This window comes from Parasynechococcus sp., from assembly GCF_042954325.1.
Classification (GTDB): Bacteria; Cyanobacteriota; Cyanobacteriia; order PCC-6307; family Cyanobiaceae; genus Parasynechococcus.
Map to the genome: position 1 here is coordinate 12,879 of NZ_JBGKDS010000086.1, position 20,556 is coordinate 33,434.

27 protein-coding genes and 1 pseudogene are annotated in these 20,556 nt (G+C 61.1%); 9 read left to right on the top strand and 19 right to left on the bottom strand.

Going from position 1 to position 20,556, the window contains the following annotated elements; translation table 11 throughout:
* Nucleotides 1-7: 7 nt before the first annotated feature.
* From lpxD to hisA, 11 genes are all read right to left on the bottom strand, one after another.
* A complete protein-coding gene (lpxD, locus tag ACGVKB_RS10600; protein WP_392351701.1) occupies nucleotides 8-1,051 on the bottom strand; it encodes a UDP-3-O-(3-hydroxymyristoyl)glucosamine N-acyltransferase in 1,044 nt (347 codons plus the stop codon).
* Nucleotides 1,052-1,080: 29 nt separating this feature from the next.
* A complete protein-coding gene (gene proB / locus ACGVKB_RS10605) occupies nucleotides 1,081-2,175 on the bottom strand; it encodes a glutamate 5-kinase (protein ID WP_392351702.1) in 1,095 nt (364 codons plus the stop codon).
* Nucleotides 2,172-2,684 (bottom strand): YqeG family HAD IIIA-type phosphatase, encoded by a 513-nt coding sequence (locus ACGVKB_RS10610; RefSeq protein WP_392351703.1) that lies wholly within the window; start codon nucleotides 2,682-2,684, stop codon nucleotides 2,172-2,174. Before ACGVKB_RS10610 ends, proB begins: the two co-directional genes overlap by 4 nt.
* Nucleotides 2,681-3,229, bottom strand: coding sequence for a DUF3727 domain-containing protein (locus ACGVKB_RS10615; RefSeq protein ID WP_392351704.1), 549 nt, complete (start codon nucleotides 3,227-3,229; stop codon nucleotides 2,681-2,683). Before ACGVKB_RS10615 ends, ACGVKB_RS10610 begins: the two co-directional genes overlap by 4 nt.
* A gap of 32 nt (nucleotides 3,230-3,261) precedes the next feature.
* Complete coding sequence (ruvX, locus tag ACGVKB_RS10620; RefSeq protein ID WP_392351705.1) at nucleotides 3,262-3,738, bottom strand: Holliday junction resolvase RuvX; 477 nt, start codon at nucleotides 3,736-3,738, stop codon at nucleotides 3,262-3,264.
* Nucleotide 3,739: 1 nt separating this feature from the next.
* A complete protein-coding gene (locus ACGVKB_RS10625; protein WP_392351706.1) occupies nucleotides 3,740-4,768 on the bottom strand; it encodes a hypothetical protein in 1,029 nt (342 codons plus the stop codon).
* A gap of 38 nt (nucleotides 4,769-4,806) precedes the next feature.
* Complete coding sequence (locus ACGVKB_RS10630; protein ID WP_392351707.1) at nucleotides 4,807-5,976, bottom strand: F420-0:Gamma-glutamyl ligase; 1,170 nt, start codon at nucleotides 5,974-5,976, stop codon at nucleotides 4,807-4,809.
* A gap of 53 nt (nucleotides 5,977-6,029) precedes the next feature.
* A complete protein-coding gene (locus tag ACGVKB_RS10635) occupies nucleotides 6,030-6,572 on the bottom strand; it encodes a thylakoid membrane photosystem I accumulation factor (RefSeq protein ID WP_392351708.1) in 543 nt (180 codons plus the stop codon).
* A gap of 23 nt (nucleotides 6,573-6,595) precedes the next feature.
* Nucleotides 6,596-8,251 (bottom strand): DUF3685 domain-containing protein, encoded by a 1,656-nt coding sequence (locus tag ACGVKB_RS10640; RefSeq protein ID WP_392351709.1) that lies wholly within the window; start codon nucleotides 8,249-8,251, stop codon nucleotides 6,596-6,598.
* A gap of 45 nt (nucleotides 8,252-8,296) precedes the next feature.
* On the bottom strand, nucleotides 8,297-8,665 hold the full coding sequence (locus ACGVKB_RS10645; protein ID WP_392351767.1) for a transcriptional repressor: 369 nt from the start codon (nucleotides 8,663-8,665) through the stop codon (nucleotides 8,297-8,299).
* Nucleotides 8,666-8,799: 134 nt separating this feature from the next.
* Entirely contained in the window at nucleotides 8,800-9,567 is a 768-nt protein-coding gene (gene hisA, locus ACGVKB_RS10650) for a 1-(5-phosphoribosyl)-5-[(5-phosphoribosylamino)methylideneamino]imidazole-4-carboxamide isomerase (RefSeq protein WP_392351710.1), read from the bottom strand.
* Between the two features lie 72 nt (nucleotides 9,568-9,639).
* Here hisA and ACGVKB_RS10655 point away from each other — a divergent pair, with 72 nt between their 5' ends.
* Complete coding sequence (locus tag ACGVKB_RS10655; protein ID WP_392351711.1) at nucleotides 9,640-10,560, top strand: NAD-dependent epimerase/dehydratase family protein; 921 nt, start codon at nucleotides 9,640-9,642, stop codon at nucleotides 10,558-10,560.
* Here ACGVKB_RS10655 and ACGVKB_RS10660 read toward each other — a convergent pair.
* A complete protein-coding gene (locus ACGVKB_RS10660; RefSeq protein WP_392351768.1) occupies nucleotides 10,529-11,068 on the bottom strand; it encodes a CDP-alcohol phosphatidyltransferase family protein in 540 nt (179 codons plus the stop codon). The genes ACGVKB_RS10655 and ACGVKB_RS10660 overlap by 32 nt on opposite strands.
* Before the next feature lie 81 nt (nucleotides 11,069-11,149).
* Here ACGVKB_RS10660 and ACGVKB_RS10665 point away from each other — a divergent pair, with 81 nt between their 5' ends.
* On the top strand, nucleotides 11,150-11,623 hold the full coding sequence (locus ACGVKB_RS10665) for a CBS domain-containing protein (protein WP_392351712.1): 474 nt from the start codon (nucleotides 11,150-11,152) through the stop codon (nucleotides 11,621-11,623).
* A gap of 5 nt (nucleotides 11,624-11,628) precedes the next feature.
* Here ACGVKB_RS10665 and ACGVKB_RS10670 read toward each other — a convergent pair whose 3' ends face one another.
* The gene (locus ACGVKB_RS10670; protein WP_392351713.1) at nucleotides 11,629-12,792 is read right to left on the bottom strand and encodes a hypothetical protein; all 1,164 of its coding nucleotides are present in this window, start codon (nucleotides 12,790-12,792) and stop codon (nucleotides 11,629-11,631) included.
* Nucleotides 12,793-12,905: 113 nt separating this feature from the next.
* Here ACGVKB_RS10670 and ACGVKB_RS10675 point away from each other — a divergent pair, with 113 nt between their 5' ends.
* The 4 genes from ACGVKB_RS10675 to ACGVKB_RS10690 all read left to right on the top strand — a co-directional run bounded on the left by ACGVKB_RS10675 (nucleotide 12,906) and on the right by ACGVKB_RS10690 (nucleotide 14,432).
* Nucleotides 12,906-13,346, top strand: coding sequence for a L,D-transpeptidase (locus ACGVKB_RS10675; RefSeq protein WP_392351769.1), 441 nt, complete (start codon nucleotides 12,906-12,908; stop codon nucleotides 13,344-13,346).
* Between the two features lie 53 nt (nucleotides 13,347-13,399).
* Complete coding sequence (locus tag ACGVKB_RS10680) at nucleotides 13,400-13,669, top strand: hypothetical protein (RefSeq protein WP_392351714.1); 270 nt, start codon at nucleotides 13,400-13,402, stop codon at nucleotides 13,667-13,669.
* A 123-nt stretch (nucleotides 13,670-13,792) separates the two neighbouring features.
* The gene (locus ACGVKB_RS10685; protein WP_392351715.1) at nucleotides 13,793-14,161 is read left to right on the top strand and encodes an AbrB family transcriptional regulator; all 369 of its coding nucleotides are present in this window, start codon (nucleotides 13,793-13,795) and stop codon (nucleotides 14,159-14,161) included.
* Between the two features lie 85 nt (nucleotides 14,162-14,246).
* Complete coding sequence (locus tag ACGVKB_RS10690; protein WP_392351716.1) at nucleotides 14,247-14,432, top strand: hypothetical protein; 186 nt, start codon at nucleotides 14,247-14,249, stop codon at nucleotides 14,430-14,432.
* A gap of 15 nt (nucleotides 14,433-14,447) precedes the next feature.
* Here ACGVKB_RS10690 and ACGVKB_RS10695 read toward each other — a convergent pair whose 3' ends face one another.
* The 3 genes from ACGVKB_RS10695 to pdeM are packed head-to-tail and all read right to left on the bottom strand — an operon-like array spanning nucleotide 14,448 to nucleotide 16,830.
* Nucleotides 14,448-14,639 carry a hypothetical protein gene (locus tag ACGVKB_RS10695; protein WP_392351717.1) on the bottom strand — a complete coding sequence of 64 codons (192 nt, stop codon included), beginning with the start codon at nucleotides 14,637-14,639 and terminating at the stop codon, nucleotides 14,448-14,450.
* A gap of 41 nt (nucleotides 14,640-14,680) precedes the next feature.
* On the bottom strand, nucleotides 14,681-16,189 hold the full coding sequence (locus tag ACGVKB_RS10700) for a hypothetical protein (protein WP_392351718.1): 1,509 nt from the start codon (nucleotides 16,187-16,189) through the stop codon (nucleotides 14,681-14,683).
* Nucleotides 16,144-16,830 (bottom strand): ligase-associated DNA damage response endonuclease PdeM, encoded by a 687-nt coding sequence (gene pdeM / locus ACGVKB_RS10705; RefSeq protein WP_392351719.1) that lies wholly within the window; start codon nucleotides 16,828-16,830, stop codon nucleotides 16,144-16,146. The genes ACGVKB_RS10700 and pdeM overlap by 46 nt, the downstream gene beginning before the upstream one ends.
* 252 nt (nucleotides 16,831-17,082) lie before the next feature.
* On the opposite strand from pdeM, the gene ACGVKB_RS10710 reads away from it, so the two are divergent.
* Nucleotides 17,083-18,153, top strand: a complete 1,071-nt coding sequence (locus ACGVKB_RS10710; RefSeq protein WP_392351720.1) for a transporter substrate-binding domain-containing protein — start codon at nucleotides 17,083-17,085, stop codon at nucleotides 18,151-18,153.
* Between the two features lie 25 nt (nucleotides 18,154-18,178).
* On the opposite strand, the gene ACGVKB_RS10715 is transcribed toward ACGVKB_RS10710, so the two are convergent.
* A complete protein-coding gene (locus ACGVKB_RS10715; RefSeq protein WP_392351721.1) occupies nucleotides 18,179-18,427 on the bottom strand; it encodes a CopG family transcriptional regulator in 249 nt (82 codons plus the stop codon).
* A gap of 107 nt (nucleotides 18,428-18,534) precedes the next feature.
* Here ACGVKB_RS10715 and ACGVKB_RS10720 point away from each other — a divergent pair, with 107 nt between their 5' ends.
* Nucleotides 18,535-19,149 carry a PCC domain-containing protein gene (locus tag ACGVKB_RS10720; protein ID WP_392351722.1) on the top strand — a complete coding sequence of 205 codons (615 nt, stop codon included), beginning with the start codon at nucleotides 18,535-18,537 and terminating at the stop codon, nucleotides 19,147-19,149.
* A 59-nt stretch (nucleotides 19,150-19,208) separates the two neighbouring features.
* Nucleotides 19,209-19,259, top strand: a pseudogene (locus tag ACGVKB_RS10725) (hypothetical protein); the annotation flags it as partial.
* A 7-nt stretch (nucleotides 19,260-19,266) separates the two neighbouring features.
* On the opposite strand, the gene ACGVKB_RS10730 reads toward ACGVKB_RS10725, so the two are convergent.
* A complete protein-coding gene (locus ACGVKB_RS10730; protein WP_392351723.1) occupies nucleotides 19,267-20,130 on the bottom strand; it encodes an ion transporter in 864 nt (287 codons plus the stop codon).
* Between the two features lie 207 nt (nucleotides 20,131-20,337).
* Complete coding sequence (locus tag ACGVKB_RS10735; RefSeq protein ID WP_392351724.1) at nucleotides 20,338-20,547, bottom strand: hypothetical protein; 210 nt, start codon at nucleotides 20,545-20,547, stop codon at nucleotides 20,338-20,340.
* Nucleotides 20,548-20,556: the final 9 nt, after the last annotated feature.

Below are 20,556 nucleotides of genomic sequence, written 5' to 3' on the forward strand. Positions count from 1 at the left end.
GCTGAGGTTACTGAGGGGTCTCCCGTTTGAGTTCACGGAGTGTTTTGGCCATCTCCGGCAATTTGCTGAAGGTGGTTGCGCAGCGCAGCCACAGCCGGTTGGGGATGGCCGGGAAGCCGCTTACAACGGCACCGGCATCGATATCGTTGTGAATGCCGCTCTTGGAGCTGGCCATGGCGCGATCACCGACCACGACGCGATTGGCGACACCGACCTGTCCGCCAAGAATCACGCCATGGCCCAGACGGGCTCCACCGGCGATGCCGACCTGTGAGGCCAGAGCACATCCGCGTCCGGTGCTGACCCCATGACCGATCTGCACGAGGTTGTCAATTTTGGTGCCGGCGCCGATTCTCGTTTCGCCCACGGAGGGGCGATCCACGGTGGTGCCGCTGCCGATTTCAACGGCGTCTTCCAACACCACCTGACCTGTTTGGGGCATCTTGCGCCATCCCTTCGCCGTGGGCACAAACCCGAAACCCTCCGATCCCACCACCGCATTGGAATTCACCACACAGCGGTCCCCCAGCCGGCAGCCGGGGTGGAGCACTGCATTGGCATGCAGTTCACAGTGGTCGCCAATGATGACGTCGTCGTAAATCACCACCCCGGGATGAAGGATGCACTGGGCGCCGATCCTGCTGTTGGCCCCGATGCAGACCCGCGGCCCCACCGACGTGCCTGGTCCCACCACGGCCTGACTGTCCAGCACAGCGGTGGGATGGATGTCCGCTGGGGGCCGGCGGCGGGGATAGAGCTGGTCGAGGGCTTCGGCGAAGGCCAGGCGTGGGTTCGTGAACACCGCAAACGCGATCTGGCGCTCGCGCGCCAGGTCAATCAGATCCCGTTGGTCGGGCAGAAGGATGGCGCCGACGCTGCTGTTCTTCAGCTGGATCGTCAGGGCGTTGCCCTTCTCCAGAAAACTGAGTTGATCAGCTTTGGCCTGCTCGAGGGAGGCGGCTCCGCTGAGAATCGGATCGGCGCCTCGCTCGCTGGATTGCAGAGCAGCATCTCCGCTCTGCAGGAGCTTGACCAGGGTGCTGAAGCGCATGGCGGGGCAGATCGGCGGGCGGATCGTAGTCAGCTGAGATGGCGGTCGCTCAAAACGAGGACGTCCCGGTGCACGATCACCGGCGAATCGCCCTGCTGTGAGGGGGTGTTCAGGGCGTCCCGCAGGCTGGTGCTGTCACGGCTGCAGAGGCCGCGGCCAATGTCGCGTCCTTCGGGTCCAACCAGGCGGACCGCCTGGTTGGCATCGAACTCGCCCTCGACCCGCTGAACGCCCACCAGAAGCAACGAGGCCCCCTTGTGTTCCAGAGCTCGACAGGCTCCTGCATCGAGATGCAGGCTTCCTTCCGGTTGAAGCACGTGGGCCAGCCAGCTGCGGCGATTGCCCAGCGGCTGAGCATTGGGATGGAACACCGTTCCCCCCCGGCCTCCGCTGAGCAATGCTTCGAGGCGATGGGGATCACGGCCGTCGGCGAGATGGACCGTGATGCCGCTGGCCGTGGCGATGCGCGCGGCGGCCAGCTTGGTGGTCATCCCGCCGGTTCCCCAGCGGCCACCATCTCCCGCTCCGGCTTCGAGCGATTGCAATTCACGGCTGCTGCGCACATCCGAGATCGGTTGCGCGTCCTCGTTGGTTCTGGGGTCGGCGGAGTACAGCCTGTCGACATCGGTGAGCAAGATCAGTTGTTCAGCTCCAACCGCTGCGGCCACGAGGGCGGAGAGGGTGTCGTTATCTCCAAAACGCAGCTCCGCCGGTGATAGAGCGTCGTTTTCGTTGACGATGGGAAGCACGCCCCAATCGAGCAGCTGAAGCAGGGTGTTGGAGGCGTTGTGATAGCGCCGTCGTTCCGCCAGATCGGATCGGGTCAGAAGCACCTGGGCCACGGCGCGGTCATGCCGATCCATGGCCCGCTGGTACAGGGCCATCAGATGGCTTTGGCCGATGGCTGCGGCGGCCTGCAGGGCTACGACGGAGTCGGGACGTTGGCGTCGACCGAGGCTCTGGCAGCCCAGGCCGACCGCGCCACTGGTCACCAGCACCACGCGATCCCCCCGTGCGTAGGCGGACGCGATGCTCGCGGCATAGCCCTCGATCACGCTGGCCGTCGTCCGCTCGGTATCGCCGCGGAGCAGGCTTGTCCCCAGCTTGACCACCCAGAGCGTCATGCGCTCGGCGCTCCCATGAACCGTGCCAAGCGGTATTCCAGTCGCTGCACCGTGTCATGGGAACAGGCGCTGCCGTCCTCACGAATCGGTCGAACCAGAACGGTGTACAGCCCAAGCCGGTTGCCGACCAGCACGTCGGTGAACAGACGATCTCCGACCATCGCGATCTGTTCAGGCGGAAGGTCCAGCTCTTGCACCACGCGACGCAGGGCCCCGCGTCTCGGTTTGCCAGCCCCACTGGTGAAACTCAGATTCAGCTGCTCAGCCACCGCTGAGATCCGAGCTTTTGACGGGTTGTTGCTGAACAGATAAAGCCGCATGCGTCGTTGGGCATCATCCAGCCAGGTCCGCACGCTGTCGGGCAGTCGCACATCACGGCCAGGGAGCAAGGTCCGGTCGACATCCAGAACGGCGGCCTGGATGTTTCGGGCCGTGAGATGGGGCAGGGGTAAGTGCGCAATCGTCAGCCCCGGAGCCCAATCAGGCTGCAGTGGATGCTTCGCGTTCATTCCCCCGGATCACGCTCATCGAGTTCCGCTTCGATGCGGGGTTGGATGCGATCGAAGTCCTCCCCTTCGACCAGCTCTGCCTGGCCATCGACCATCCGCGCCACGACGAAAAAGGGATCGAGCGGGATGTACAGCCCGTATTCCTCGCCGTCGACCATGAAGCTCACGAGCAGCTCATAGGTCTCCGACTCATCGTCGAGCTCTTCATCGTCGTCCTCCAGCTCATCGGGGTCCGGCTCTTCCAGTTCACCGCTCACGGTGAGGGTGACAGCGGAGCGAATCAGGGTGAGGTCATGCTCCTGGAGTACGACATCCGCCACGGACAGGATCGGCTCGCTGCTCGTGATGGTTGTAATCGGTTCCGGATCCCCTTCGTCCTTCAGTCGAAAGAGAGACACCGGAGTGTCCACTGGAGTCAGCAGGGCGTAGTCCTGGCCATCCAGGGGAATCAGTTGCTCTAGGAAGCAGAGCAGATCCTGGCCTTCGCTTCCGCGCACCAGAACTGTTGGCACGTCACCACTTCCGCTCGGCCCAGGATCGCGCATCGGTTTTGCTCGACAAGATGCTGGTCCAAGGATCATGCATGGCCGTCGGACACGCTCGTCTCAACCGGGCTCTCATGGACCGGTTTGAGATCCGGTCCATCCCGCAGCCATTGCTCCAGCAGCAAGGCGGCGGCGGCGCTGTCCAGACGTCCGCTGCGATCCCCTGCCAGCCCATGGCGTTCCGCCGCGGCCCAGCTGCTGCTGTGTTCATTCACCCAGGCGACAGGCAGGGCAAGAGCGCGTCCGAGACGTTGCCCATACCGTTGGCAGTGCGTGGCCTGGTCGGTGGGTTGGCCGTTGTCATCCAGTGGAAGTCCGACCACGAGGCCAACCACCGAGCGTGCGTGGCAGAGCTCGCGGAGGATGACCAAATCCGTTTCAAAGCGCCCCCGTTGCAGAGCTGTTAAGGGCCGAACGGTGATGCCGAGTGCATCGCATCCAGCCAGGCCAATGCGGCGGCGGCCAACATCGAGACTCAGGACCGAACAGGGAGTCGGCGCACGACCCATGTCAGCGTCGTCCCAGGCTCGGGGTTGGCACGGGCGTTTGTGGCGGTCGAAGCCGACCGAGCATCTCGTCGATCGGTCGACTGAGACCAATCGGTCGGGCCGTGGACTGGCGACGCCACATGTTCCGTCCCATCAGGAGCTGCTCTTCGCCTTGGCTCCAACCCTGTTGCTCAAGAATCGCGTGCAGTGGCGGATCATCCAGGCTTGTGATCAACCCATCCGGACGGGCGCTTTGCAGCACGTCGTGGAGAACAACAGGCAGGGCAGCGTTGAGCCGGTCGTCCCACGCGACATCTCGCAGCAGCTCCAGAAAGCGTTGGTGCGGACTGCTCTGGGTGCGGACCAGCCCCGCTAAGACGCTGTCGCCGGCCATCAACACGCCACATCCGGGGCCGCCGCGATCAAGCAGATCCAGCCAGTGGCGATCCGTGATCTGGCGCAAATGACTAAAACTGCCGCACTGTTCGATCGGCCAGAGCAGCCGGGCGGTGCGGCGATTGATCGGTTCCCAGTGCAGGGCTGACCCAAGGCTGGACTTGGCTGCGTCGGTCGCGGCTGTTTTTGGCGGTGTCCAGAGCTGATAGGGGCGCAAGGGTTGGAAGCCAAGTTCCCTGAGTTGAGACACCGCATGGCCGTCTGCAGCCGGGCAGCGGGCCACCCAGCTGCAGATGTGTGGACTGCCCAGCTGAAGCCCCTGATGGAGGAGAGCCCGCTCAATGGATGCGGTGCTGAAGCGGGAACTCGCATTCAGCGGCTGGGGCCGATCCAGGCTCCAGCAGCTGCCACGACGGTTGTAGGGACGGACAATGACGGCCGACACCGGTTGTTGGTCATCCAGGGCCACCAGACAACGGGGTGACCGAGACGGCAGGAGATCGGGGAAGCGCTGCTCGAGTTGGGCAATCCAATCCCCCACCAGAGAGGCCTGGAGGCCGAGCAGCTCGGTGGATGCCACTCGGCTGTCGAGCTTGGTGAGGTGCTGGGGTTTGAGCGTCTCAACCCGCAGTTTCTTCAGGAGGTCGTCAGCCATCGGTGCTGATCCTCACTGCACGACCTCCAATCTATCGCTTATCCCTGGATCGGACGGACCAACACCAGCGGAGTGCGTTCATTGGCGTTGCCGGCGGGGTTCGGGCGCAGAGCGCGTTCCAGCAGGGCTTCATCACAGCCTTGGCTGGAGGCCAGCACCTTGACGCGGCCAAGATCGTTGACATCCACGATCGCAACGGCGACACCGAGGGCTTCGGCCGCGCGCTGGCAGAGCGCACCGGGTTGCTCAGGGCCCAGAACGATGGTCTGGTCGTAGGGAGGTGTTGTTCCGGTGATGTCGTCGATCAGGCGGGCCTGGTCACCGGCAAGGCGATAGAAGCCTCCCTTGATTCCCATCAGCTTTAGGGCCAGGCCGCCCAGCCAGGCGCAGAGAACCCGGGTGGGTCCTACCAGGTCGATCAAGGTCTGCATGCCGCAGGCCGTCGCCAGGCTGCTGGTGGGGTGGAACACCCGGCAGGCGAGGCGCGCGACCAGACCCGGTTCGACTTCACTGGGGTGGCGGTAGCGGTTCTGAATCACCGCGATCGGTGTTTCGCCGATGGTCAGGACATCGCCGGGTTGGGTGAGGTGACCGGCGTACGTGCGCATCACGTCGATCGGATCATCCAGGGTTCCCAGCAGGTGTGTTTTCAGCGGCAACACCGCACAACGGTCGCCGTCGCGGAACCTGGCTTGCTCAGCGTCTAAAGGTTGTGGTCTGGTCAGGGGAACCAACACCCCTTGGCGGCGCATCAGTCGTCCGAAGGGCCCGTAATTGATCCAGTCGACATCCACCCACAAGGTGTCGACGAGAGTGCCTGGATCGGTTCCAGCCGGAGCGTCGATCGTGATCCGGACCCTCGCCTCGGTGCTGCGATGTCCCTTGACGATGTACGCGGCCCAGTAGCCATCGTTCCGCGATGGCTCATCGGGATGGGCACTGCGGACCTGGGTGGTCACGGTCAGGGCGGATGGATCGGCAGATCCAAGCAGGACCGGCTTGACCGTCAGCTCCGGAACGAAGATCTCCATGCGGCGGTGTGGATTGGAAATCTCCAGAACACCGTCGACCTGAAGCCGGGATCCGTCTTGGTGCACCGACCAGTCACGTCCCCTCAGCTGCAGTGGGGACGACGGTCGTAGACGGTGACGCAGTTCAAGCCAGCCCACGCCGAGACCGAGGGCAAGCGAAGCAAGAGGCAGAACCACGCCGTCTTAAGCAGCAAACTCGCGGCAGCGTAGGCGGATCGTTGGCATCCGCCTCAGCCTGGGGTGACTTCGATGTTCACCTCGTTGAAACTGCCGCCGGGATCGATCGCGCTGAGGTCGGGAGCGGCCAGTCCCGTGGCTGCGCTGATGGCGTCGTTGATCTGCTGCAGCGACACCTGACCGTCCTGATCAAAGACCACCTGACCGTCGGGGGCGATCACCACCACCTGAGGAATCGTTCCGTGCCAGTAGGTCGCAGGATCACTCGCGGCACCGCTGTCACGGTTCTGCAGAGGGTCGGTGGACAGGGGCATCAGATCGATCGACCGGGTCCAGATTCTCTGCAGTTCGGACACCACGGGGGCGAAGCGCTTACTCACGGCGCTGTCATCGAGGTAAAACACGATCACAGCGGTGCGGCCTGCTTTCAGGCTGTCTTCGAGGGTGTTGGCGGGTGGAACCAAGGAGCCGTTTCCGGCATACAGGGCATAGATGTTGCCGTCGTAGCTGTCGTTGTCCCGGATGGCTTCTGCAGGGCTGACCCACAGCATCACGGCGAGACTGATCGCAAACAGAACCTGGAGCAGGGAAGCCATCGGGCGGTTGCCGTCGGCGGTCATTATCCGCGTCCGAGATGACGACCCATGCCTTGGGCGATGCCGCGTCCGATCAAGCCGATGCCCCGACCGATGACCTGGGTCAGCATCAGGACCATCAGATCTCCGATGCGCTGGATCAAGGCGTGGAGCTGGGGAGCCAATGCGTCGCGTGTTTCCAGGAGCAGAGCCACCTGTCGTTGCCACCATCCGAGGCCCCTGAGCTCCTGGTCTCTGGGTTCGAGCCGCTGGATCGGAACGATGCGGCCGGCCTCCAGTTGAAACAGGGTCCGTTTGCTTTCGTAGAGATCGATGGGCCGTTGAATCCAGTCGTCCCAACGCAGTTGGCTGTTCAGCTGGTTGCGGAGTCGTTCCAATTCCCGCGTTGAAATCAGCGCGTCATTGAGCAGATAGCGACGGAGTTCTGGCCATTCGCCGCAGAGGTCAAGCAGATCAGACCCGATGAGCTCAGCGGTGCGAATCAACCAGTTGCTGACCAGGATCTCCAGCTGGAGCAGAGCGCGTGGATCATCTGGGGGAAGCAGTTGCCCATTGACCAGCACGGGCTGTCCCGCCAGCAACGGAGACAGCATCGCGTCGGCCTCCGGGAGTTCGGCATCGCTGCTGCTGAAGTCGGCATGGTCCAGCAGTTGTTGGGCGACGGGCAGCAGTGCTCCGGCCCGCGGAATCTGCACATAGCTGCCGGCCATGCTCGTGAGCGCTTGCCGACGCAGTTCGCCTTGCAGTTGTCCCCAGGTCTCCTGGGGGCTGGTGTTGGCGGGTGTTTCGCGGAGACGCTTCAGGACGGCCTCCAACTGCTGCAGAAGAGCCAACACCAGCTCCCGGCGCCGTTCTGGGTTGAGACCATCCAGGGCCAGCAAGCGACCTGTGCCATTGCTGAGTCCGGGTTGCAGCGAGGCGGTGATCCGCTCCTGAATGGCCTCCCAGACGGCGACGGCATTGCGCTCACGCAGGGTGATGGCGGTGCCAGCGCTTGCGGGCTGATGCCCCGCGGTCGGTGTGGTGGATGGAATCGCGGAGGAGGGATGAAGTGGAACTGAATCCGCCAGGCCGAGCTGCAGTGGACCCCAGATCCAGAGCAGCAATCCGTGGGCACTGCGCAATTCCCGGCGTCGTCCCTCCAGGACAATGCGCAGCAACAGCTGTGTTGGTGGTGGGTTGAGCAGCGCCTCAATCACCTGAAGATCGCTGCTGATCTGTTGCAGACCACTGACCAGAAGCCATTGGCCGAGCCCCATGGTTGAAGCGCGGTCGCTCGGATTGGAGCGGCCCGAGCCTGCGCTCAAGCGCACAACACGGCCACCTTCGAGAAGCGTGGTGACGGCGCCCTGAAGATCACTGAGGTCGCTGTTTTGGAGCAGTCCTGCCGCGGGGAGGGCCAGCAAGGCCTCCTGGGCAATGGTCAGATCCTCTGGGATCAGAAGCAGTAAGGGCGTTGATGGCCAGCGTTCGCCGTTGGCGCGGGCTTCGCGGTCGATGGCGGCCAGGCTGGTGACTGCATCGATCGACCAGATCACCAGGGACGGACGCCCCGTGAGTTGATCGGGCTTGAGCGCCACGGCCCACCCCGGCTGCTCCCGGGTCAGCTGAAGGGCGAGTGATTCCGCCAACAAAGGCGGTGCTTGGAGAAGGATTCGCACCGGTTGAGTTGCGGCCAAGGTGCGGATCGGAACTTCGGTAGCGTCAAGGTAACGAGCTTGCGCTCATTTCTCCAGGGTCGATCGACCATTGAGTTGAAGGGTGTATGACTCGATCTTGAAGCCGGTCTGGGCCTCGATCTCCTTGAGGAGTTGGCTCGGAAGTTCGATATCAATGTCCTGAATGGTCCCGCTATCGAGACAGGTCAGGTGGCTGTGGGGATCGCTGCGGTAGCCGTAGAGCCGTCCACTGGCACGATCCAGACATTCGATGACACCTGCGGATTGCAGGGCCTCAAGGTTCTGATAGACGGAGGTGTGCCCGATGCTGCGTCCACGGGCATTCAGTTTCTCGAAGATGTCGCGGGCGCTGAGATGGGTCCGGTCGGTCCAGAGCAATTCCAGAACCATCCGCCGCTGACGGCTGAGCCGCATGCCCAGATCACGGCACCGTTCAAAGACGTCCTGCAGGCCGTTCACAGTGGACGACGACTCGGTCTGAATGTCCGGACGCCGTAGCACAGAAAGTCCTGCAATTCGTTCATTTTAATGACGCCCGCCAGGCCTCATCAGGCCAGGTTGGAGCTTGTCATGGTTGGGTCCTGGATCCGATCCCTGCTGATGGCCTGGATCGCTTCGGCGAGATCCACCCGGCCGTCATACAAAGCTCGTCCGACGATGACCCCGGACACGCCGAGGGGTTCCAGCGGCAGCAGGGAGAGAAGGTCTGCCATGCATCCGATTCCGCCAGAGGCGATCACAGGAACATGGCTGGCCTCGGCCATCTCCCGCAGTGCGGTGAGATTGGGGCCAGCCAAGGTGCCGTCGGTGGCGATGTCCGTGGTGATGATCGCTGCGATTCCGGCGATGCTGAAGCGATCGGCCAAATCGGTGGCCAGTACATCGCTTTGTTCAATCCAGCCGCGGGTGGCCACCTTGCCCTCCTTGGCATCTATGCCCACCACGATCTGACCGGGATGTTGCTCGGCCAGTTGCGTCACCAGGTCGGGTTGCTCGATCGCCACCGTTCCCAGGATCACCCGGTCAAGCCCACAGCTGAGCAGCTCTTGAGCCCGTGCCAACGAGCGCACGCCACCACCGAGTTGGACGGGGATGTCGAGAGCTTCTGTGATCGCCCGGACCGCGGCGTCGTTCACGGGTTCGCCTCGTTTGGCGCCGTCGAGGTCCACCAGATGCAGACGTGTCGCCCCTTGGCGTTGCCAGCTCAGTGCCTGGGCAACGGGGTCGTCACTGAAGCGGGTGACCTGGTCGTAATCCCCTTGATGCAGCCTCACGCAGGCACCGTCGAGCAGATCGATGGCGGGGATGATCTCCATGGCGAGCACGTGGGGTAACGCCCATCCTGCTGCTCCGCGCTTCAATACATCCCCAATCTGTGTACCGCGCCCGTGAAGATCCTGGTGATGGGGGGGACCCGTTTTGTTGGCAAACCTCTGGTGGCGCGGCTCAAAGCCCAGGGACATGAGCTGACCTTGCTCACCCGTGGCAAGAACAGCGTTCCCGATGGGGTCGAGCACCTCAAGGGAGACCGGAGTACCGACGAAGGAATGGCCTCTCTGAAGGGACGTTCCTTTGACGTGATTGTCGACAGCTCCGGGCGCAAGCTTGAGGACAGCCGGAGGGTGTTGGCGATCACGGGGGCTCCGTCCCATCGGTTCGTTTATGTCAGCTCGGCTGGTGTCTATGCCGCATCAGCGCAATGGCCGCTGTCGGAAGACGCCGCCACGGATCCCCAGAGTCGTCATGCCGGCAAGGCGGAGACCGAACACTGGCTCCGCGCTGAAGGTGTTCCCTTCACCAGCTTCCGCCCCACGTACATCTACGGACCCGGGAATTACAACCCGATCGAGCGCTGGTTCTTCGATCGCATCGTCAACGATCGGCCGATTCCTCTGCCGGGGGATGGCAGCACCATCACCCAGCTTGGCCATGTCGATGATCTGGCTGAGGCCATGGCCCGCTGCATCGATGTGGAGGCCGCGGCCAATCGCATTTACAACTGTTCCGGTTCCCAGGGGGTGACCTTCAAAGGCCTGATTCAGGCGGCTGCCGTGGCTTGCGGTAAGGATCCTGAGGCCCTCAAGCTCCGCAGTTTCGATCCATCCGGGTTGGACCCCAAGGCCAGGAAAGCGTTTCCGCTACGGCTGAACCATTTTCTGACCGCCATCACCCGGGTCGAACGCGAGCTGGCCTGGCAGCCTCGCTTCGACCTGGCGGCTGGGCTCAAGGACAGTTACGACAACGACTATGCGTTGCAGCCAACGCAGGACCCTGATTTCAGCGCTGATGCGTCGTTGATCGGGGTTTGAGATAGGCCGCGGCGGAGCTCAAGGCCAGCAGCAGGGATGGCCAGAACAGCCACCATCCAATCCGGATCAGGACGACATGTCCGGTCCATGTTGCTGGCCAGAGCAGCATCAGCAGACTGACAAATTGAAGAATCGTTTTGGCCTTCCCAGCGCTCGAGGCTGGGGCCCCATCGTCCGCTGCGGCGCGCCACCCGGAAATCAGCAATTCACGGGCCAGCAACAACCAAACGGCCCAGAGCGGAAGCCGTTGTTCGGTCGCAAGCCACAGCAAGGGCGCCAGGATCAGAACCTTGTCGGTTAAGGGGTCGAGCCGTGCGCCCCAGCTGGTGCCACCACCGGCCTTGCGCGCCAGCCAACCGTCGGCGGCATCGCTCAGTCCTGCCACCAACAACACTCCCCAGGCCAGCGGTTGCCAGCCGGCCTGCAGCGCCAGGATCAGGGGCAGGCCACAGACAGCGCGGCCGATGGTCAGCGCGTCGGCGCTGCGGCGAAGGATGCGGGGGTTCAGAGCTGTGGATCAGTTCAACCCACTACAGCAGCACCCAGGACGGATGTTGCCCAGCAGAATGCAACCAGATGAGGACGTCTCATGGTTTTGAAGCTGACGGTCGCGGATGTGATGACTCAGCCAGTGCTGAGTGTCAGTGCTGAGACTCCCTTGCAGGATGCCGTCAAATTGATCAGTGATCACCACATCAGCGGTTTACCGGTGGTGGATGCGGCTGGAGGATTGATCGGGGAGTTGACGGAACAGGATCTGATGGTGCGCGAGAGCGGTGTTGACGCTGGTCCCTACGTGATGCTGTTGGACAGCGTGATCTATCTGAAGAACCCATTGAACTGGGACAAACAGGTGCATCAGGTGCTCGGCACCACCGTTGCCGAATTGATGAGCAAGGACAGCCACAGCTGTCGTGAGACCTTGCCACTGCCGAAGGCCGCCTCCCAATTGCATGATCGGGGCACCCAGCGCTTGTTCGTGGTGGACGAAGCCCGTCGACCGATTGGTGTGCTCACCCGGGGAGACGTGGTGCGTGCTCTCGCCTCCCAGCAGGGTCTTTGATTGGATCAGTTCAGCTTGCGCAGGCCGATGGCAACGGGTTGAATCGCCCGGAACTGCACGTAATCGCCAACACGCAGTGTCTTGAGGGGATCCCCATCGATGCCATCGCGGACGTCCAAGTTGTGAACGCCGCCGAAGGGCCCGCGCAGGCTCATTTCCTGGTCTGACATCGTCAGTTTGACGACCTCTGCCGTACCGGTTCCCATCGCCACCCGTGCACCCTTGCGGACCGGTCCAAAATCCTCCGAGAGGATCACGTCCTGCCGTTGAAAGCTCAGTCGTTTGAGGGGGCTGCGTTGCAGGTCCACGACCAAACCGTCCAGAAGATCGATCTGGACGGTGTCCCCAACCTTCACCCCGGCGCTTCGAAGGTCCACGCCGCTGGTGATCAACATCTCGTGGCCGTAGGGCGACCGCAGCTCGAGCACCTGATCCGTCGCTTGCAGACGGGTAATCGTCCCTTCCAGTTTGGTGATTTCGAAGGCTTGAAGCAGATCGGCCTGGAGTGAGGCGGGCTGTTCACGCAGGGGGGCCGTCATCGGTGGTTCCCCCGCAACACTGCGCACCGCTTTCCCGGCACGGACGCGATCGAGGGCAACGGCGACGGGCTGGATCAGGCGGAAGTCCACGAGATCGCCTGTTCTGAGCTTGGGAAAGAGATCGTCGCTGGCATCGCTGATCACATCGAGGTTGTGGATGCCCCCGAGCGGACCCATCAGGCTGATGGAGCGATCCTTGGCGGACACTTTCAGAACCCGTGCTGTTCCTGAAGCCAGGGCCACCCGAGTTCCCTTGGGGAGGGGACCCATGGTGCTGGGCATGATGATGTCTTCTCGGTTCAGGCTCAGCTCGCTGCTCTTGCTGAGCTGCAGATCGACCACCAATCCATCGAGAACGGATACATCAACGCCGTCCCCTGGTTTGAGGCCAAGGGATGTCATGTCAAATCCGACCGTGATGATTTCTTTGTGGCCTTCCGGGTCGATGACTTCGATGACTTTCTGGTCTGGCAGGACAACACTCACCTGACCGCGCAGGTGCGTCACTTCGAAACCAGCCAGTTGCTCCGGGCTAAATCCTGCTCGGACGGGTGTCTGTAATGCCAGGGCGGAGCAAAGGGCAACCCCACCTGCGATCACGGCACGGATTGATCCGGAACAGCTGAACATCGACGGATGTGAACGGCAGGTCAACGGACGCTAGCTCGTTTCGAATAAGTCAAAATGCTCCCACTTGCTGAACGTGATCGACCATGCGAAATCGTCCGACGTTGTTGGCAACGATGCTGGCTGTTGCTGTGTGCGGAGCCACAACGGCCGTCTCCGCTCGGGCGGAAACGAGCGTGGAGATCAGTCTGAAAAGTCGCTATCTCACCCTGTTGGATGACGGCAAGGTCATCGGGAAGTACCCGGTGGCGATTGGTGCTCCGGAGTCCCCCACAGTTCCCGGTCAGTTTGCGGTGACCAAAATGGATGCAGCGCCCGTTTATCACAAAAAGGGAAAGGTGATTGCCCCGGGTCCTCAAAACCCGGTGGGTGTGCGTTATGTCGCCTATGTCCAAATCGGAACCGGTGAATACGCGATCCATGGCACGGCATGGCCGAGTTGGGTGAAACTCCGTTCCGCCGTGAGTTTGGGTTGCATCCGCATGCTGAATGACGATGTCATCCAGGTGTTCAACCGCATCAAGGTTGGCACTCCTGTGTTGGTCACATCGAACTGAGTTAGCTGCGCCTCAGCCTCTGCTTCTCCATTCGCTTATCAGCTTCTTCCACCATGCTTCGTTTGCTTCTGATCGTGAGTGCTGCGGCTCTGATCCCCACCCTTGCCCTGGCGAATCCATCCAAGGAGACGGAAGAAAATGACTTCCTGGATCTCGTTGATGGCGAGGGCCATGTGCTTGTCCAGGGACAAGGTGTGGCCGATGTCAACAGCAAAGCCCGTGCCCAGGGACTTCAATTTCCAGCCCTTGGATATTGGTCTCCTGAGGGGCATTGCTTCGTTCAACCTGCCCCTGGCGATTGCAATGGTGTGTTCAAGCGTTGATGGGCGGCTTGCACCCGGTGAGTGAGCGATTCGTCCTGGCTTCAGGGCTTTAATCACCAACGAATTTGTTGACAATTATCTGGTTGGGCCGTTAAAAATTAAGTACCTAGTTGTAACGACCCAATGCTCACCGGTGCTGAACTTCTCTCCAAGGTCAAAGACCTTGGTGATGTCTCCAAGTCAGACATTGTCCGAGCCTGTGGTTACGTCTCCACCAAGAAGGACGGTGGAGAGCGCTTGAATTTCACAGCGTTCTACGAGGCGCTGCTGGATGCCAAGGGCGTCAATCTCAGCGGTGGTGGTGCCGGCGTCGGTAAGGGCGGCCGCAAACTCAGCTACACCGCGAAAGTTCAGGGCAACGGCAACCTTCTGGTTGGCAAGGCGTATACGGCCATGCTCAACCTCGAGCCCGGTGCTGAGTTCGACATCAAACTCGGGAAGAAAGCCATCCGCTTGATTCCCGTTGGTGGTGTTGAAGAAGATGACGATTGAATCGTCTGCGAGTTGGGATCACACATCCCTTGATTAATTAGGCCGTCGTCTTGCCGACGGCTTTTTTTTGTCTGCTTCTGATTGGATGTCCGAGCGAAAGGGATTGCAGCGGCTCGGCCGATTTGGACTTCGTGCCTTGCGGATCACGGCCAGCACGGTGTCCATCGTGGAGCTGCTTCGCTCCGACTGGAGTGGTGGCGCCACCGCTGCCCTGGCGTGGTTCGCCTTTGTTCAAGTGGAGCGTCGTCTGCCGCCGGATCCCTCGGACTGATAAGCCTGGCGGCCTTCAGGGTGTTCGCACCAGCCTTGAATGCAGCCTGCACACGGAGAGGGCCTTGCGTGGTGGGTCCTGGCAGAGGACACCCAGTTCTCGATTGAGGTCTTGAAACAGCTGCATCTGGGCCATGGGCAGCTGGTTCATTGAAAATCCCATGATCAACGCTGCGCCCAAGGGGATTGGCACCAGCGAAGCTGACATCATTGTCTCGCGAATCTCAAAATTGTCTCACGCTGTTCGGACTAGTTTTGTGTTGGCGGATACAGCGGTGGAGGCTCTGCAGGAACGGGCGGCAGCGGTGGAAGTGCCGGTGGTGCCGGTGCTCCAAGCAGATCATCGATCTCGGGGTTGAGGTCGGCCGCGGCTGCGTCGTTCTGCTCAAAGAGTTCTGGAGGAGGCAAATCGGGTGGGAGCTGCGTCGGTTCAGGCTCCGGTAGCTGAGGTTCTGCTGGTGCCAGTGTCCAATCGTCGTCCTCGACCTCCGGCACGGAGGGCTGTTCCCTCAGCACCAGCGGGTCGGCGGTGATCGGTGGCTCCCGGAGTGGTGAGCGTTGCTGCTGGTCGGCGGGTGCGACTTGGCCGGCATCATCCAGGCGTCGTTGCTTGGGTGAGGGGGTCGGTGCCCAGATCATGCGTGCAATGGGCTCCACCCCCTGCTCCATCACGCGGTTGAGACCGGCAAGAGCCCGGTCCATGAGGTGACCTCCGAGGCTTCGGCTGCAGTCCAGGGGACCGTCGCAACGGTTCCGTTCTTGGATGCGCTGGGTCACTCCGGCGAGCAGGTCACCCCGGAGGGGACGGTTGCGTTCGCTGATCCTCAGCAGATAAGGCACGTGGACAAAGCTGGTCGCCCCACCGCTGATCCAGTTCGCATCTTCTTCGGTGAACCCCTTCACCCCCGGAATAATCAGACGGCTTTTCGAGGCGTGGTCTGGCATGTAAGCGGCCAGATAGCGCCGGCGGCGGGCGAGGTCCTTGGTTTGTTCCAGGGTGAGGCCATCACGGCTCATGAGGACTTCAACGCGTCCGTCACTGCGCAGGCCCATCACCATTCGAATCCGCGGCAGGTAATAGCGGATCCGTTGCCCCATGCTGATGCTGTAGGCCCCTTTGTAACTGTCGGGAGCGACTTCAATGTCGTTGTAAAGGCTGTGCAAGCCACCGATGAAGGTGTCGTATCGACGGGCCCGTTCGTCTGTGAGTGCGCCGTAGCCGAAATCAACCTGGCCGTCGTGGCGGATGCCCATGAAGGCGCGTTGCAGGGATGCGGTTCGATTGCGACCGCGCCAGATTCTCGATCCGAACTTCAGGTCACCCAGTGGAACGGTGAGTTCCTGACCGGCGATGTCCAGGTGCCGTTCGTACATCGGTCCGGAGACAAATGCATGGGCTGTTGTGTCTTCAAACGCATCCTGTTCTCGGTCCCACCCCTCGAGCAGGCCAAAGCGGACCTTACGGGGATCCAGTTCCAGGGCATAAACCTCCCCGTCTGGGATGTACTGGAACGATGCTCGGCTGGTGGATGTGGAGGTTTCGCTGGTTGAAAGATCGTCCTTTTGTTCATTGCTGTCTGGAACATTGGGCGCCAGCAACACCAGGGCCGTAAAGATCAGCAGCGGACTGGAAAGCAGCAACACGCGTTTCCGCAGCCACCACAGCCGTCGACCGGCCCCGGTTCTCACCCGTTGCTTCGGTCGAGGTGCTGTCACGCGGATGCCTTGGCCCGCTTTGGGGGGGTGGGACTTAACCAAGGAACGATGGTGTCGTCGGCCACCAGCCATTGCCGGTAACGGTGGTCGCAGTCATGGCCTCCCGTCAACTCCCCGAACGCTGGAATGATTAGACGCTCATTGTCAGGCTCATAGGCAAAGCATGGCAAGCGCAGATGGTCACATCCGCCATGAATGCGTCCCATCGGGTGAATGTGACCGCAGATGTTGAGCAGGGGTTGATCCGTGTCCGGGGGCGGCGTCTCTGGTTCATGGCTGAGCCAAAGACCTCCCATGGGTTGAGCGGCTTGTTGCGGCAGTCCCTCCAGCCAGCTGCGCCGGTCGTGATTGCCGCCGATCCAATCGACCTCGGCGTGAATCAGCTCGGGGAGAACTTTGAGCACGTCCCTGAGCTTGTTGGTCATCCCCAGCCGGGAGTGGATCAGATCGCCGAGGATCACCAATCGGTTCGGTCTCCATCGGTGGCAGAGCGCGAGCAGACGATTCAAGGTGCCGGCATCGCCATCACTGGGGAGGGGGATGCCATGGGCTTGAAAGCATTCGGCCTTGCCCAGATGCAGATCCGCCACCATCAAGATGCTGCCTTCCTCTCTCCAAAGAGCCCGTTCCGGAAGAAAACAAAGACGTTCCTGTTTCCATCGCCACAGGAATGGATCACTCACAGCGGGCCGGTGTGTGGACACTGGGGGAATTGTGGCGGTCTTTGGCACCAACCACCAGCCTCACCGTTGCCCGGACCGCAGATCTGGACCCTGGTTGTTTGGCGATGTGGATGTCACGCTGTCCCCATTCATCGTCGATGACGCGCCATGACCATTGCCCTTTTGATCGCTCTCGGTGGCTCGCTGGTTGCGATGGCCTTGATCGTCAAGAAGCTGGAACAGGGTTGATCAACCTTCGCGGAGGATCTGCCCGTGAAACGTCTGCTCTCTTGCGTGCTCGCTAGCGCCAGTTTGGTGCTTTCAGCGTTCCCCCTGCGGGCTGAACCGTTGAAAGTTGGTGTGATTGGCACGGCACCCTTTGTGATGCAGAACGGTGACCAATTCGAAGGCATCAGCTTGGATGTCTGGCGTGCCATCGCCGCAGAGAACAACGTTCAGTTCGAACTTGTTGGGCAAGCGACCCCGGCAGCCGGGATTGATGCGGTTGAACAGGGGCGACTGGATTTGCTGGTGGGACCGATCAGCATCACGCCGGCGCGGCTGGCTCGTCCGGACGTTGATTTCACCCAGCCCTACTTTTTCGCCAAGTCCGGGGTGCTCCTCCCGCTCAAGGCCCCGCCCCTGTTTCGTCGTCTGCAGGTCTTCTTCGGATGGGCGGCTGTGTCGTCTGTCCTGGCCCTGATCTCTGTGCTGGCGACGGTCGGTGTCTTGATTTGGTGCGCGGAACGTCGCCAGAACAGTGTTCAATTTCCCCGGGCTGTTCTTCCCGGCGTCGCCAACGGCATGTGGTTTGCCCTCGTCACCCTCACCACTGTCGGTTACGGCGATAAAGCACCGGTGACACGGGTCGGCAAAGGCATCACCGCCGTCTGGATGGTGATGTCCTTGATCGCGGTTTCGTCGATCACCGCAGGGCTGGCCTCGGCGTTCACCCTGTTTCTGTCCGGTGCAAGTGATGGTGGAATCCAGTCGGCAGAAGGGCTCAAGGAGCAGCGCGTTGCGGTGGTCGCTGGCACCAGCGGTGAAGAGTTAGCCCGGCGGGGGGAGATGCGCATCATCGCCGTCAAGCAATTGGCAGATGCGATTGAGCAACTGGAGAAGGGGCACGTGGAGGCTGTGATTTTCGATCGTCCGGCGATTCGTTATCACCTCAAGGCCAATCCCCGGCTTGGGGTTCGCCTGGCACCCTTCAGCCTGGCGGAAGAGACCTACGGCTTTGCACTACAGCCGAACAGTCCATTGAGGACCCCTTTGGATGTCAGTGTTCTGAAGATGCAACGCAGCAAAGAGATCGAAACGATCGCCGGGCGCTACTTGTTCTGATCGAGTCGAGCCGGCTGGTGTGATCTCAGTCACCGTTCTGCTGGAGGGGACGGTGGCGGCGCAGACCGTCTTCAATGAGATACGAGGCGAGATTGCCGCAACTACGGCCTTCAGCCAGAGCGTGCCGCTTGAGTTCCTCCATGACCCCACCGGGAAGGGTGACGTTGATGCGCTCCGATTGTGCAGCCTCTGCGACAGCGGCACTGCTGGGAACTGTGCTGCTCGGGCTGAGCCGCTGCTGGAGCTCCTGAATCAAGTCTTCCAGTAATGGCACGATTTCGACACTTATTCGTGCCTATTTTGGCACGGTATCGTGCTTTTTTGTGTTTTTGTTCGTTTTGCCCCGTTGCGACGTAAATTAGCTGCGCTTTCCAAGGTGCAATGCGTTCGCTGCCATTGACTCTCAGCCCAGGCAGCGATCTGCACCAGTCCCTCGCGGCCTTGGCGCAGGAGCATCAGCTCACAGGATTCGTTCTTGGTGTCGTGGGCAACCTCACCCGTGCAGCCTTTCAGTGTCCCGGTCGGCCGGATCCCACGGTTTTGGAGGGTGATCTGGAAGTGATCACCCTGAATGGAACGCTGTCACCTGCTGGTATCCATCTCCACCTCAGCCTCTCCGACGGTGCTTGCCAGGTCTGGGGTGGTCATCTGGAACCTGGAACGATTGTCCAGAAAGGCGTTGACCTTCTGATCGGAGTGCTCGATCAGCCCCAAGCGGCACAGGATCCAGCTCCCGTCGCCGAAGCCATGGCTCCTCAGGTGGAGATCGCTGTTTTGCCGGGTTGTCCCTGGTGCAGTCGTGCCCTTCGTCTCCTGCGCACGTTGGACCTTCCTCATCAGGTGATCACAGTCAACGATGACGCTGCCTTCGAGCAGTTGTATCAACGCAGCGGAATGCGGACGTTCCCCCAAGTTTTTATCAACAACGAGTTGATCGGTGGCTATGACGCGTTGACCGATTGGCACGGCTCCGGTCAGTTGAGCCGCTTGCGTTGAGCTCTCTCTGGGACCAGAAACCCTGGTGGTGTCAGCCCTGGAGCATTGTTCTCACCGGGGTGACCGCCATCGCGCTGAGTTGGTTGTTTTTCCATCTGATTTGGTTGACGGCCTTGGTCACGACTGGCGTGATCGTGTGGTGGTGGCTTTTTCTGGTCCTGGTTCCGACGGCGTTTGAGCAGGCTGAACAGGAGACATCGGATCGTTGATGCCACCGTTGAGCGATTCCGTGAATCCCGCTGAGATGATGCCGATCGGAATCGCGATCACGGCGATACCGCCCACGGCCGTCAGGGAAGCCACGACCCGTCCCAGGGCTGTGATGGGAAATGTATCCCCATAGCCCACTGTGGTCACCGTAATTAATGACCACCAAAGGCATCGTGGGATCGAACCAAATTGGTCCTGTTGGACAGCTCCTTCGGCCAGGTACATCAACACGCTGCTGACCATGATCACCACACCGGAGTAGATCGCTGAGATCTGCAACTCTTCGCGTTTCGATGTGATGGCGCGGTTGAAGTGTCGGATACTGCGTCGAAAGTGCCGTGATCGACCAATCCGTCCGATGCGCACCAAACGAACAATTCTCAGCACATACAGTTCCGGGCTGACGACACCCAGGATTGTTGGGGTGATCGCCAAGAGGTCCAGTAAGGCCATCGGCGTCAACGCATAGTCGATGATGCCTCGAATTCCTTGACGTGCGCCTTGTTTCAGCGGTGCGATCCACAGTCGCATCAGATACTCAATCAGGAACAGAATGGCAATTCCAAGGTCGAGATTTTTGAGCAGGTCGATGTAATCGGCCCGAACCACCGGTTCCGTCGCCAGGACGGCAAGCACGATGGAAAAGGCAATCAGCAGACTGATGAAACGATCAACAGTTGTGCTTGTCCCCCCTTGGCACTCGTCGCCAAAGAGGTTGCGAACGCGGTTCCGCAAACGATGCACAGGGGCGCCCTGGAAACCAAGCAGCATTCTGCATTGCATGTGTCCTCAGACTTGTGTCCCGGTTTGCAAATGTGAATGCTGACCGTGCTTTTAGACACGTTTTGTGCCGTACTGAGCCCTCAAACTGATGGCGTTCCACACAGGAGTGCACCACACGCGTCCATTCGGACTACTAGGGGATCTCAGGGAGTGGCATCACCACTCCCTTTTTTTGTGGAGCAACGTTGACTTGGTTCAGGATTTGGCGGCAGTGCGACTTTCTTCGCGATAACGCTGCTTTTCACCCATCAGTTCGGTTTCCAGTTGTTCAATCAACTGGCTGACCAAGGTCTGAAATTCTGGTTGGCAACCACGGAAAGCCGCTTTGTGCCGTATCGGCTCATTGCGGGTGCGCAGATCGGTCAACATCAGCTGAAGGGCATCGATCCTTGCGTTCGTCTTCATCCCACCGGG